This window comes from Ewingella sp. S1.OA.A_B6 (assembly GCF_049889095.1).
GTDB lineage: Bacteria > Pseudomonadota > Gammaproteobacteria > Enterobacterales > Enterobacteriaceae > Ewingella.
In genome coordinates, this window is sequence record NZ_JBLJFK010000005.1 from 75,311 (window position 1) to 88,863 (window position 13,553).

The window sequence follows — 13,553 nt, forward strand, 5'->3', positions numbered from 1 at the left end:
CCTTAACGTTCGACCAGCGCGATACGCCGGTTATAAATGTTCATTAAGAACGAAATCGCCAGACTGATGATCAGGTAGACCGACATGGTGATCGCAATGGTTTCAATCGCCTGCCCGGTCTGATTCAGCACCGTACCGGCAAATAATGACACCATATCCGGGTAACCGATGGCAGCCGCCAGCGAGGAGTTTTTAACGATGTTGAGGTACTGGCTGGTAAGCGGTGGAATGATCACCCGCATCGCCTGCGGCAAAATAACCTGACGTAAAGTCACCGGGTTTGGCAGGCCCAGAGAGAGGGCGGCCTCATGCTGCCCGTGGGAAACCGACTGAATACCTGAACGGATCACTTCGGCGATAAAGGTTGAGGTGTAGACCGACAGCGCCAATGTCAGCGAGGCAAGCTCAGGGATCAGCACCATGCCGCCACGGAAGTTGAAGCCGCTTAGCGCAGGAATGTTCCAGTGCAGCGCCGGGCCGAAGAACAGATGAGCCAGCGCTGGAAAGATAAGCAGCATCAGAATGGCCCACGGCCAGATTCGCCAAATCCGCCCCGTGTGGATTTGGCGAAAGTGGTTGTAGCGTTTAAGTACCAAAATACCTAACACCGCTAACAGTAGTGCAATGGCAGTAGCCAGGCTGCCCGGCGCCAGTTCAGGCGAAGGTAAATACAGACCGCGATTACTGACAAAGGCGACCCCAAACGCTTCCATACTTTGGCGCGGCCCCGGGAGATTACGCAGCACGGCAAAATACCAGAAGAAGATTTGCAGCAGCGGTGGAATATTACGGAAGATTTCTATGTAGATGGTGGAGACTTTACGGATCAGCCAGTTATCGGAAAGTCGGCCAAGGCCGATGATAAAACCGAGAATGGAGGCAAACACGATACAGAGTGCTGAAACGAGTAGGGTATTGAGCAGGCCAATAACAAAAACGCGGGCGTAGGTGTCACCTTCCTGATAGTCGATAAGATGCTGAATGATGCCGAAACCGGCCCCTCTGTTAAGGAAGTCAAAACCTGAGGTAATGCCTCTTGTGGTCAGATTAGTAATGGTGTTGTGCAGGAGGTAGCCCAGACAGGCAACCAGCAACACCACCGCGAATATTTGATAGAGCCAGGCACGGACCGCTGGATTGGTTAGCGAGAACGACCTTTTTTCGGTTGGGCGTTGCGACATAGGGAATGGCCTTTAGCGATCTTTGACATGGAAGTGATGCACCGGGAAAGACCGGTGCATCGGCATCCTTAAAAGCTTTTAAAACGAGAATATCCAAAGTAATTGGCGTTGCAGCAAGGGAGGAAATCCCGATGAGCTCACTCAGATCAGTGATTCGGGTGACCGAGCGCCTCTAACGCCACTGCAACTTCAAGAACGAAGGATATTTAGCGGACCGGTGGTGCGTATTGAATACCACCCTGATTCCACAGTGCATTCTGTCCACGTTTGATTTTCAGTGCGCTGCCGGCACCGACATTGCGGTCAAAGCTCTCGCCGTAGTTACCGACCTGCTTAACGATTTTCACGACCCAGTCGTTTGGCAGTTTAAGATCCTGGCCATATTTACCGGTTTTACCCAGCAGATTGCTCATGTCAGGCGTGGTCGGATTCACGGCCAACTGCTCAACGTTTTTAGAGGTTACACCCATCTCTTCAGCATTCAGCATGGCGAACAGTGACCAGCGCACGACTTCCAGCCAGTCTTCATCACCACGGCGAACGACCGGGCCGAGAGGTTCTTTGGAGATAACTTCCGGCAGTACAATGAAGTCATCAGGTTTACCGAGTTTAATGCGCAGTGCGTAAAGCTGAGATTGGTCAGAGGCTAGGGTGTCGCAACGGCCGGAGTCCAGCGCTTTGGCGCTTTCATCGGAGCGATCGAAGGTGACGGGGGTATAGGTCATTTTATTAGCTTTGAAGTAGTCGGCGACGTTCAGTTCGGTGTCAGTGCCGGCTTGAATACAAACGGTTGCGCCGTCGAGCTCTTTGGCGCTCTTCAGGCCGGCTTTCTTATGTGTCAGAAAACCAATGCCGTCGTAGTAGTTCACGCCAGCGAAGATCATACCCATGCCAGCGTCGCGCGAGGAAGTCCAGGTGGTGTTACGTGACAGGATGTCTACTTCGCCGGACTGTAGAGCAGTGAAGCGCTCTTTCGCGGTCAGCGGAGTGTATTTTACTTTTTCTGCATCACCAAAAACGGCTGCGGCAATAGCGCGGCAAACATCAACGTCGATGCCGGTAAACTTACCTTTTGAGTCAGCATAAGAGAAACCAGGCAAACCGTCGCTGATCCCACATTGGACAAATCCTTTCTTCTTCACAGCATCCAGCGTTGTGCCTGCATGTGCCTGACCAGCTAAAGTGGCAAAGCTTGCTGCGGCAATCAGTGTTGAGAGCAGTATTTTTTTCATAAATCGTCCTGTGAGACAAAACCGAAAATTATTATTGTATGAGTGCGCGGAGCACCCTGTCTTTTTTTTTGGGGCATAGCCCTCTGCACGAATTCATTGCAAGAGGAGTGCCAACATGAGAAATGCCCATCAAACAAGTATCGGAGGGGTATCGCACAGTAACATTGATTGGCGCTATTGAATTTATTGCCCCAATCCGGTGCGCGGTCAATATGGCTGCAATAAAACGGTGCAGCTTATTTCACTATTTGGAACTGGATCTCACCGTGAAGGATGTAAATAGAATGCTATTGCATGGTTAAGTGATGGTTAATTGTGGGCAGATCTAAAAACTCCCAGACCGGGCGGCCTGAGAGTGACTGTTGTTAATCTATGGTTGCGCTGCAGCCTGAATCAAGGCAGCCACCAGTGGGGGAAGCTGGTCTTTAAGCGCTGCGCGTTCAGGTTGGAACAAGGTAGCGACAAAAAACGGGTGACCGGGCAGCTCCACCACTCGGATCTCGCCGGCCTGATCGTGGCCAACCATCCGTAACGGTTGTGCTTCCAGTGCGGCCTGAAACTCAGGGTTGATGCCATAGCGGCAGTGATAACCTTCTTCAACATCCAGAGTGCCATACGCGCGGGCTGGAATGCTGTCTGCAATCAGACGGATCCCAGCCTTTTTCTCCACCATTTCACAGGCCAGTGGCGCAATGACTAAACGCCCTTCGGTGTCCGTTTCACCATGTCCCGCATCCTGCCACTTCATCACATTGCGGGCATATTCGATGATAGCGTGCTGGAATCCGCCGCAGGTGCCGAGGAAAGGTTTATGGTTTTCGCGGGCAAAGCGGATAGCCCGCAATGCGCCTTCTGTCGAGACATAAGGGCTGCCAGGCACACACCAGAAGGCATCGAAATCGTTTAATGGCCGATCGTCATTAAGGGTTTCGGTTGCGAGCCATAGGGGGTAGATATCAAGGCCAAACTTTTGTGCAGCAAGGTTTATTGCGAGGGGAATAGCCTGGTGAGCAACAATGGCGGGATTGTGATCCCCCACTAACGCCAGACGAATTTGCTTTCTCATCACTTCTCTCCTGGGCAAGTAAAAGGAGATGCTATAGAAAAGTGAATCTGGTGTCATGAGAATAATTTTTATCGAACCAGGGAGGATTTCGATGCTGTAAAGAGGTTAAATCAGAGGCGTAAAAAAGCCCGACAGGGTAGTCAGGCTTCATTGGATAGGTCTATACCCGTCATGCTTCAAGCTGCAGCTTTGTTGGCTGCCTTTATTCACCCAGGTCACATGGTTGCCCATGCTCCCGGGGATTCATGCAGTTGCCGCCGCGCTGCAACTCGAATTATTTAGGGTATATATCGCTTAAAGATAGAGCGAAGGGGCACCCTTCGGGCGAGTCTTGAAGCGGCGATGCAGCCACAGATATTGGTCAGGCGCGCGCATGATCTCTTTTTCCACAACGCGGTTCATGTATGCCGCAGCGGCCATCTCATCGTCGATTGGGTAATCTTTAAGTGCCGGCTGAATAACCAGTTCATAGCCTTTGCCCTTGTCTTTACGGATCAGCACGACAGTGACCAGTGCAGGTTTTGCCAGCCGAGCCAACATGTAAGTTCCGCTGGTGGTTGCCGCCTGATCAACAGCAAACAGCGGGGCAAACACGCTGCCGCGTGGGCCGTAGTCCTGATCCGGTGCAAACCATACCGCTTCGCCTTTCTTCAGTGCGTGCACCATACCGCGTAAGTCTTTGCGATCCAGCATGGCTTTATTGGAGCGCATACGCCCCCAGGTTTGCACGAACTCCATGGCTTTATTGTTATGTGGGCGATACATCGCCATCATCGGCTGACAGAGGCCCATAGCGCGGCCGCCCAGCTCCAGTGACATAAAGTGTACGCCGATAACCAGCACACCCTTGTTGTCCTGCTGCGCTCTTTTTAAGTGTTCTAATCCGCTGACATCAAACCAGCGTTTTACCCGCGCATCTGGCCAGAACCAGGCCATGCCTGTTTCCATCAAACCCATGCCCAGGGACTCAAAATTGCTGACGATCAGGCGTTCAATTTCGGCTTGTTTGAAATCAGGGAAGCACAATTCCAGGTTGCGGCGGGTGACGGACACGCGGCGTTTCAGGAAGCGCATTGACGTACGGCCAAGCCAGTTTCCCAAACGATAAAGGACGGAATAAGGGAGCTGGACCAAAAAAAACAGGATGCCCAGACCGAACCAGGTCAGCCAGTAGCGTGGATGTAAAAATGAAGCGCGAAATTGGGATGGAGATGTCATATAAGCTCAATCATCGGTATTAAATAATCTGAAGTACCGCGCATAGAGAAAGCTCAACAGCGATACGTATTGTGTAGCAAAGGTTGGGACAACGTAAGCGGATGAATGTTTTAAACTGCACCTGGCTTGACGAAATCTTTACTTTTAAAAGGCGAAATCGCGTTGCTAATGGGTTTTTCGTAGGCGATGAGTGGGGGCGAAAACGACTCTTGGCGTGCAGTATATCATGCTCATCTGACAATCCAGAGTGGGGGATAATCCGATAACTATGCGATTTGACGTTGTACGCCGTACACAAAGAGAGACCAAAAAATGCGCCCCCTGTGAAGGCGCATGTTCTCGATATTCACAACGTTAGCGGTACAGCGGGTTTTTCATCACCGAGTAACGCCCGCAACCCAGCAGCGCGATAATCACTGCGACCATGAAGTAATAGACGATATCTTCAATGGCCCAGGCACCGGTCTGTGAAAGTTCGAAGGTATGCGAGATACCCACCAACAGCCAGGCAACCAGCATAGTCACTGCCGCCACCAGTGCGGCCGGGCGGGTAAAGATGCCAAGAATGATCATGATCGGGGCGATGAATTCACCCACCAGTACCCCATAACCCACAAAGCCCGGAATGCCGTGGGCTTCGAGCATAGACTGAATGCCGCCAATGCCCCCGTAAAGTTTATGCCAGCCATGGAATATCAGCAGGCCGAAAGTCAGTCTTAACAGTAGGTTAGCCAGGTCGGGTTTACTTAACGACGCGTTAAAGCGGGTGATGATTTTCTGCAACATGGTCGTGTCCTCTGCGGTGTGTTTTTGTTCTCTTAAATTACGACGTATTCAGTGGATCAATGATGGAATTATTCTCATTCAAATTGATCTGGGTTATGTTTTGTGCAGTTTCCTCGCTCATCCTCTTTAATACGAACTTTTAACGACAAGAAGTAATTACAAAGAATGCCTCTTTCGAAAAAATTGTGTTTTATCAAGAAAAATACTATCAGTTCATGCTACAGGCTAAAAATTATCGCTATTATTTTTGTATGTTTTAAATGATGCATTTTCATTCGGTTGATTATAAAATTAAATCATTGTATGTTGATTTTTTTATTTAATTGTCTCTCGATCCTTAATTTTGGAGGGGGATGGCATGGTAAGTAATATGTTTTGACTTGTGTATGAAGTGACGCTTTGTTAATAATATTCTTATCTAAAAGTAATTAAAAAGGCTTGGTTGATATTTTCGCTTTATATTTTTGCTTGCAAAGCAGTCATGTGCGCTAAATGTCGCAAGAGAAACAATTCGATTTGGAATAATCGATAGGTGTTATCTTTCTCACCCATGTTGTTAAGTGAATTAAATAAAATTATAAGGAATTATTAAAATGAAGGATTATGTTCCGAACCATCTCCGACGCTTGCTGATAAAGGCTCCACTGCTTGTTCCTTTACTGACGACATTGTCGGCAGATGCAAAAGAAAACGTACTGTCATCTTTAGCAGGTAATAGTGGGCAGTCTCCTCTTCCGGCATCAGGGCAGACTCTATTGCTGAAAAATGCCGATGTCATTGTCACCATGGATGAAAAACGTCGTGAAATAAAGCAAGGTTGCATCTATATCAGAGGTAATACCATTATTGCTGTAGGTGTTGAAGCTGATGTACCCAAGACGGCAGATCGGGTTATAGATCTAAAAGGGCACATTGTTATTCCGGGGCTTATCAATACTCACCACCATATGTATCAAAGTCTAACCAGGGTGGTGCCTGATGCGCAGGATGGTGAACTCTTTAAGTGGCTAACCACTTTGTACCCTTTATGGGAACGCCTCACACCGGAAATGATGAAAGTCGCGACCAAAACCTCGATAGCAGAGCTGATGTTATCGGGTTGTACCACATCAAGCGATCATCAGTATGTTTATCCAAATGGAATCAAACTCGATCATAGCATCGAAGCCGCACAAGAGATGGGAATGCGTTTTCACGCCTGTCGGGGAAGCATGAGCGTAGGGCGGAAACAAGGTGGTTTGCCACCAGATTCGATCGTTGAGAATGAAAAAGCGATACTCGACGATACCCAGAGGGTCATTGAGAAATATCACGACGCGAGCCGTGGCTCAATGCTACGGATTGTCGTTGCGCCCTGCTCACCGTTTTCAGTGAGTGAACAGCTGATGCGCGACTCCGCGAAATTAGCCCGAGAATACGGTGTTTCTTTGCATACCCACCTGGCGGAAAATGTCAGTGATATTGAATACAGCAAAAAAAAATTTAACAAAACGCCAGCCCAGTATGTTGAAGATCTCGAGTGGGTTGGCCATGACGTTTGGCATGCCCACTGTGTCAAATTAGATGATTATGGGATGAAACTATTTGCTCGAACAGGCACTGGCGTTGCACATTGCCCGTGTTCAAATATGCGTCTTGGTTCTGGAATTGCACCAGTACGTCATATGCTGGATGCGGGTATGCATGTTGGATTAGGCGTCGATGGTTCTGCATCCAACGACAGCTCCAACATGATGGGGGAGGTGCGTCAGGCGCTATTGCTGCAACGTGTAGGTTTCGGCCCTGATGCATTATCAGCCAGAGAAGCGCTGGAAATCGCGACTCTCGGCGGTGCGAAGAACCTTAACCGTGACGATATCGGTGCACTCGCGCCTGGCATGATGGCGGATCTGGCTATTTTCCGTCTCGACAATATTGGTCTGGCAGGTAACCATGATCCGGTTGCCGCTCTGGTGTTCTGCAATCCGGGCCGCGTCGCTTATAATATCATCAATGGGCGTATTGTAGTGGAAGACAGTAAAGTGACTACAGCCGATGTGCCTATTATTATCGAGCAACACAATATCCTCGCTCGCAAGTTAGCGATGGGCTAATAATTTATATCGAGTAGTCGCAGCTCATAGCTAAGCTGCGATTATTGGATATTGTATAAATTAAATATTAAAACCCAGACTTTAATTATAAAAGATGTGGTTGAGTTTTCTTGTAGTAAAAAATAAAAAAGGTTTTTTTATTTTTAATATATGGTTTTTCTAATGGGGTTAAAGGAATTATAAAAAAATTACGTTACTTGTATTGACCTTTTTTCCTTTTCTTGCCCATGCCAATACTGTCGGATATAGAGGGGAGATAGTATATTTTACTGGCGATCCGGCCGTGACGAGTAATGCAACGATACATTATTAATGTAGGGAGCTATAAAGAATTAGATCGAAAATGTTTGGATAAGTTCATTGACTACCAAGGTAAAATAATAACGCCTGGTTTCGTAGATACACATGTCCACTACCCACAGCTTGAAATGACAAGTGAGTATGGAGAGCAACTTATTGGGTGGTTAAATGCCTACACGTTCCTCACTGAAATGAAATTTAGCAATTACGGCTATGCATCAGAGATATCGAGTGACTTCCTTAATCAATTAATTAAAAATGGGACAACTACTGCTTTAGTCTTTGCTACCAGTTCCCCTGTTTCTGTAAACGCTTTCTTTGAACAGGCGTTAAAAAGAAATATGCGAATGATCACTGGTAAAGTTTTGATGGACAGAAACGCACCGCCAGAATTACTCAATACGCCTGAAAAAGCCTATCGTGAGAGCAAAGAACTTATCGAGAAATGGCAAAATAAAGGGCGTCTGGGATATGCAGTAACCCCAAGATTTGCACCAACCTCTACTGAAGAAGAACTTAGCGTTGCTGGTAAGTTACTGAAAGAGTACTCCAATGTTTATCTGCATACTCATCTGGCTGAAAATAATCAGGAAGTTGATTGGGTAAAAGAATTATTTCCATGGAGCAGAAGCTATCTGGATGTTTATGACAAGTTTGGGCTTATCACAAAAAATCCATCTTCGCACACTCCATTCATCTTGATGATATGGACTATAAGGTAATGTCTAATAAAAAAGGAAACATTGCTTTTTGTCCAACATCAAATTTATTTTTAGGAAGCGGACTTTTTTATTTAAATAAAGCAAGAAAAAATAATATTAAAGTAGGATTAGGCACTGATGTTGGTGCAGGGACAAGCTTGTCTATGATTCAAACAATGGATGAAGCCTACAATGTCACTCAATTACGCAAGGCTTTCACCAGCAATCCCCAAGATGTTACCACGTTGACTCCTTTAGAAAACTTATATCTTGCAACATTAGCTGGCGCAGAATTACTTTCTCTTGACGATAAAATTGGGAGTTTTACTGCAGGGAAAGAAGCTGATTTCGTCGTCCTTGATCCGATGGCTGGTGATGCTTTAGCTATTCGAAATAAAAATAGCAAAGATCTGAATGAAAGACTCTTTGCTATAGAAATGATGGGAGATGACAGTACGGTCGAGCATACCTATATAATGGGGAATATGCTTAAGTAAGGATTGTTCGCTGCGTCGTGTAGCCATTCCTGTAGTCTTCATAATAAAAAAGGCGCTAATCCAAATGAGGAAAAGCGCCTTTTTTCAAACAGTTAACTGACTAGTATCAGTTCATGCCGTATTTTTTCAGTTTCTTACGCAGCGTACCGCGGTTGATACCCATCATCAGGGCCGCACGAGTCTGGTTGCCACGGGTATATTGCATCACCATGTCTAACAGTGGCTGTTCAACTTCAGCCAATACCAACTCATACAGGTCATTCACGTCCTGACCATTCAGTTGAGCAAAATAGCCCTTAAGTGCTTGTTTTACCGAGTCACGCAGGGGTTTTTGAGTAACCTGATCCTGAGAGTTAACGGTAGAAACGGTCAGTACGTCAGAATTCACGCGTTGTTCGAACATAGTTCTGTCAGCTCTTTTTTGTTACGCAAGATTTTCGAAATATGCTTCCAACGCCTCCAGCTGTTCGCTGGCATCCTCTATGGCGTTGAAGGAGCGCCGAAACTGGTCATTCGGGGCATGCTCCTGGATATACCAGGAAACGTGCTTACGGGCTATACGGAATCCCTTGCCTTGACCATAAAAGTCGTGCAATTCCCGTATATGCCCTAACAACAAGTGCTTAACCTCCCCAATTGGTGGCGGTGGTAACAGCTCCCCTGTGTCCAGATAATGCTGGATTTCCCGGAAGATCCAGGGTCTCCCCTGAGCAGCACGTCCAATCATCAGAGCATCAGCTCCGGTGTAGTCGAGTACTGCCCTGGCTTTATGCGGGTCAGTTATGTCGCCATTCGCGATAATTGGAATGGAAACACTCTGCTTAACTGTCCGAATGCTGTCGTACTCCGCCTCTCCATTGAAGAGACAGGCACGGGTTCGGCCATGAATTGTCAGGGCCTGAATTCCACAGTTTTCAGCCAATTGTGCAATTTGTACACAGTTACGGTGTTCCGGTGCCCAACCAGTACGAATTTTCAACGTAACTGGCACATCTACCGCGTTCACAACGGCAGAGAGGATCTGTTTGACCAAATCCGGATACTGCAGCAAGGCAGATCCTGCCAGTTTGCGGTTCACTTTCTTGGCCGGGCAGCCCATATTGATGTCAATGATCTGCGCACCGTTCGCCACATTAATTCGGGCGGCAGCCGCCATATCTTCGGGGTCACAACCGGCAATTTGCACAGCTCGGATCCCCGGTTCATCGTTATGAACCATACGCAATCGTGACTTGTCCGTCCGCCACACTTCCGGATTGGAAGAGAGCATTTCGGATACTGCCATTCCAGCCCCCATTGCATGACATAAGGCACGAAACGGTCGGTCTGTAATACCGGCCATTGGGGCCGCAATCAGGCAATTTGTAAGCTGGTGGTGTCCGATGCGCATAGACTTAGAATGACCATACTGATGTCCGCAAGGGCGCGTATATTACGCATTTTTGACGGGAGATGAAAGGCCAAACTTTGACCAATACCCCGGTAAAATGCTTCTTTGAAATGCATTACTTACTATTTTTTATTTTTTATTTATATTAAACATTGAGTTAGCTTTATTTGGTTAAATTGTGCTCTTACGAAAATTCCTGAAAACTCGCTGTGTATTACAGGGTAAGCCAGTTGAATCTAAGGTTAAATCTGTTGTTTTAAGTAGCATTAACCGTAAATATCTGTGATGCAGATCTAGATTCGATTAAAAAGCGAGCTATTCGGTGTGATAATTAATAACAAAATGTGTCGAATAAATGTACAGGCGCCGCTGGCAACGCGTAGGGCGGAGAGCGAGTGGGGAAATATTACAAAACTCCCCGCCATTTTGACGGGGTTGAGACCAGAAAATCAGGCTTTTTTAACACCTGTGATACGGCACCACTCTTCTTTTTCAGCAATTGGATCCAACTCGAACAGCGCCTGATACGCATCGGATACGCCCTGCGCCTGGCTGGCCAGGATACCTGACAAGCCAAGGTGGCCACCGGTGACCGGCAGTACGCTAATAAGCGGCGCGAGTTCACGCAACGGCCCTGCGAGGATGTTGGCAACCACCACGTCAGCCGAGAGATTGCCAGGCTGGTCTTGAGGCAGGTACAGCGACAGGCGCTCTGACACGCCATTACGCTGCGCGTTATCGCGGCTTGCCAGAATGGCCTGTGGGTCGATATCAATGCCGATAGCCTTTGCAGCACCGAGTTTCAGGGCGGCAATTGCCAGGATGCCAGAGCCACAACCAAAGTCGATCACGGTTTTGCCTTGCAGGTCTAAACCATCCAGCCACTCCAGACATATCGCGGTGGTGGGGTGAGTGCCCGTGCCGAACGCCAGCCCCGGGTCGAGCATCACGTTGACAGCGGTTGGGTCCGGTACGTCGCGCCAGCTCGGGCAGATCCACAGACGCTGGCCGAAACGCATCGGGTGGAAGTTATCCATCCACTCACGCTCCCAGTCTTTGTCTTCGAGTTGCTCGATTTTATGTGCGAAACCCTTGCCCAGTAACGGCTCGTTTTCCAGCATGGCGATAACCACGGTCATATCTGTTTCAGCGTCATACAGGCCGATGGCGTCGGTGTCGCCCCATAGCAGGGTCTCACCCGGCAGCGGTTCAAACACTGGGTTGTCATGGGTGTCCAAAAACGTCACAGACACGGCACCACTTTCGATAAGCGCGTCGCTTAGCGTTTCCGCGTCGTTACCGGTGGTGTTAATTTTCAGTTGGATCCAAGGCATAGCAATTCTCTTCTAAGCATGCAGTAAAAATGGAGCCGCCCTCAGGACGGCTTCAACGCGGGTTCAGCACGACTATCGCCAAACTTATTGCCGATGTAAAAAGCCATCAGGCTGAGCAATAGCGAGGGTACAATTGGGTGCAGACCGGCGAGATGCAGGTCGAAACTGGCAAGCAGGGTATAACAAACCGCGCCAACAATCATTGAGCTGAGCGCCCCTGCCGCATTGGCTCGCTCCCAATAAAGGCCGAGAACCAGTGGCCACAGGAACACGGCTTCCAGTCCACCAAAGGCCAGCAGATTGAGCCAGATAATCATCTCAGGCGGACGCCACGCGGCGAGCAACACCAACAGGCCAAGCACAAAGGTGGCCGAGCTGGAGAAACGCTTCAGGCGCTTCTCATTGGTGATCTCGTCGGGGCGCACCCCCAGATACAAATCTTTAACGATAGTTGCAGATGACTGCAGCAGCTGGGCGTTGATGGTCGACATAATAGCTGCCATGGGAGCAGCGAGAAAAATCCCTGCGGCGTACGGTGGTAAAACGGTGATCATCAGCGTTGGTATTACCTGATCAGGGATTTTGAGATCTGGCAGAATGGCCCGGCCCAGCGCACCTGACAAGTGCATACCAAACATCAAGATTGCCACCACTACCGTACCGATCACGATGCCCCGGTGAACCGCTTTGCTGTCCTTGTAAGAGATGCAGCGCACGGCAGTATGCGGTAGACCAATCACTCCAAAGCACACCAGTACCCAGAACGAGGCCATAAACGGCAGTGAAAGCACGTCACCGGCGCCTGTGACAGAAACCAGTTTTGGATCGATTTGTTGCAGCTTATCCACCGCACTGTGCAGGCCACCGGCAGCATGAATCACGGCGACCAGCAGCAGGACCGTGCCGAGCAGCATCACCAGGCCTTGCATCGCGTCGTTTAGCACGCTGGCACGGAACCCGCCAAACGCCGTGTACAGCGCGATGCTGACGCCGAAAATCAGTAAGCCGGTATCGTAGGGAATGCCCGCGGCAGTTTCCAGCAGACGGGCACCGCCAATGAACTGGACGGTCATGGCACCGAGAAAAGCGACCAGCAGGCTGAAACTTGCGAGCCATACCAACAGGCGGCTTTTATAGCGTGCATAGAGCATATCGTTAAGTGTGACGGCGTTATAGCGTCTTGCCAGAATGGCGAATTTCTTGCCCAGAATCCCCAGTGACAACCAGACAGCCGGCAACTGGATCATCGCCAATAGTACCCAGCCAAGACCAAATTTATATGCTGCACCTGGCCCGCCAATAAACGAACTGGCGCTGATATAGGTGGCAGCAAGCGTCATGGCTAAGACAAAACCGCCCATCGAACGATTACCGAGGAAGTACTCGGTGAGGAAACTCCCAGCCTGACGGCGGGTATAGGCATAGACCGACAGCCCGAACACCAGCAGTAAATAAGCGATAAGCGGCAATAAGACTTCAGTCTGCATGAGTGTCCTCCAATGGAATATCGCGGTAAATCACCCATACCATCAACCCGCTCAGCAGTACAAAAATCAGTGGAATCAACAAACAGGCCATTTCAAACCAGTGCGGAAGGCCGGTGATGCCTTGCTTATCGTCGGGTAGGTAGGCTGCCAGACACCAGGCCAGCAAGTATGCCAGCGTCAGACCGAATGCCCAGCGGGCCTCTCGGTTAGCTTGTAGAAAGCGCTTATCCATTTTCTGAGTCTTCATAGTGAAAAGTCCCAAATGAAA

13 protein-coding genes are annotated in these 13,553 nt (G+C 48.8%); 3 read left to right on the forward strand and 10 right to left on the reverse strand.

What is annotated here, in order from left to right; genetic code table 11:
* Nucleotides 1–2: 2 nt before the first annotated feature.
* From ACMV8I_RS12730 to ACMV8I_RS12750, 5 genes are all read right to left on the reverse strand, one after another.
* The gene (locus tag ACMV8I_RS12730; protein WP_498865584.1) at nt 3–1,181 is read right to left on the reverse strand and encodes an amino acid ABC transporter permease; all 1,179 of its coding nucleotides are present in this window, start codon (nt 1,179–1,181) and stop codon (nt 3–5) included.
* Between the two features lie 206 nt (nt 1,182–1,387).
* Nucleotides 1,388–2,413, reverse strand: coding sequence for an amino acid ABC transporter substrate-binding protein (locus ACMV8I_RS12735; RefSeq protein WP_498865585.1), 1,026 nt, complete (start codon nt 2,411–2,413; stop codon nt 1,388–1,390).
* A gap of 370 nt (nt 2,414–2,783) precedes the next feature.
* Nucleotides 2,784–3,479 (reverse strand): CTP synthase C-terminal region-related (seleno)protein, encoded by a 696-nt coding sequence (locus ACMV8I_RS12740; RefSeq protein ID WP_498865586.1) that lies wholly within the window; start codon nt 3,477–3,479, stop codon nt 2,784–2,786.
* 294 nt (nt 3,480–3,773) lie between these two features.
* On the reverse strand, nt 3,774–4,697 hold the full coding sequence (gene lpxP, locus ACMV8I_RS12745; RefSeq protein ID WP_498865587.1) for a kdo(2)-lipid IV(A) palmitoleoyltransferase: 924 nt from the start codon (nt 4,695–4,697) through the stop codon (nt 3,774–3,776).
* Between the two features lie 354 nt (nt 4,698–5,051).
* Entirely contained in the window at nt 5,052–5,483 is a 432-nt protein-coding gene (locus tag ACMV8I_RS12750; RefSeq protein WP_498865588.1) for a DoxX family protein, read from the reverse strand.
* A 593-nt stretch (nt 5,484–6,076) separates the two neighbouring features.
* Here ACMV8I_RS12750 and ACMV8I_RS12755 point away from each other — a divergent pair.
* From ACMV8I_RS12755 to ACMV8I_RS12765, 3 genes are all read left to right on the forward strand, one after another.
* Nucleotides 6,077–7,576: an 8-oxoguanine deaminase gene (locus ACMV8I_RS12755; RefSeq protein WP_498865589.1), complete on the forward strand. Its 1,500-nt coding sequence runs from the start codon at nt 6,077–6,079 to the stop codon at nt 7,574–7,576.
* A gap of 293 nt (nt 7,577–7,869) precedes the next feature.
* Complete coding sequence (locus ACMV8I_RS12760) at nt 7,870–8,598, forward strand: amidohydrolase family protein (RefSeq protein ID WP_498865590.1); 729 nt, start codon at nt 7,870–7,872, stop codon at nt 8,596–8,598.
* The gene (locus ACMV8I_RS12765) at nt 8,598–9,074 is read left to right on the forward strand and encodes an amidohydrolase family protein (protein WP_498865591.1); all 477 of its coding nucleotides are present in this window, start codon (nt 8,598–8,600) and stop codon (nt 9,072–9,074) included. Before ACMV8I_RS12760 ends, ACMV8I_RS12765 begins: the two co-directional genes overlap by 1 nt.
* Nucleotides 9,075–9,180: 106 nt before the next feature.
* On the opposite strand, the gene fis is transcribed toward ACMV8I_RS12765, so the two are convergent.
* The 5 genes from fis to ACMV8I_RS12790 form a co-directional block, all read right to left on the reverse strand.
* The gene (gene fis / locus ACMV8I_RS12770) at nt 9,181–9,477 is read right to left on the reverse strand and encodes a DNA-binding transcriptional regulator Fis (protein ID WP_004097144.1); all 297 of its coding nucleotides are present in this window, start codon (nt 9,475–9,477) and stop codon (nt 9,181–9,183) included.
* Between the two features lie 21 nt (nt 9,478–9,498).
* Complete coding sequence (dusB, locus tag ACMV8I_RS12775) at nt 9,499–10,464, reverse strand: tRNA dihydrouridine synthase DusB (protein WP_498865592.1); 966 nt, start codon at nt 10,462–10,464, stop codon at nt 9,499–9,501.
* A gap of 449 nt (nt 10,465–10,913) precedes the next feature.
* Nucleotides 10,914–11,798, reverse strand: a complete 885-nt coding sequence (gene prmA, locus ACMV8I_RS12780; RefSeq protein ID WP_498865593.1) for a 50S ribosomal protein L11 methyltransferase — start codon at nt 11,796–11,798, stop codon at nt 10,914–10,916.
* A gap of 41 nt (nt 11,799–11,839) precedes the next feature.
* Entirely contained in the window at nt 11,840–13,285 is a 1,446-nt protein-coding gene (gene panF / locus ACMV8I_RS12785; RefSeq protein WP_498865594.1) for a sodium/pantothenate symporter, read from the reverse strand.
* Complete coding sequence (locus ACMV8I_RS12790) at nt 13,275–13,517, reverse strand: YhdT family protein (protein WP_498865703.1); 243 nt, start codon at nt 13,515–13,517, stop codon at nt 13,275–13,277. The genes panF and ACMV8I_RS12790 overlap by 11 nt, the downstream gene beginning before the upstream one ends.
* Between the last annotated feature and the right edge of the window lie 36 nt (nt 13,518–13,553).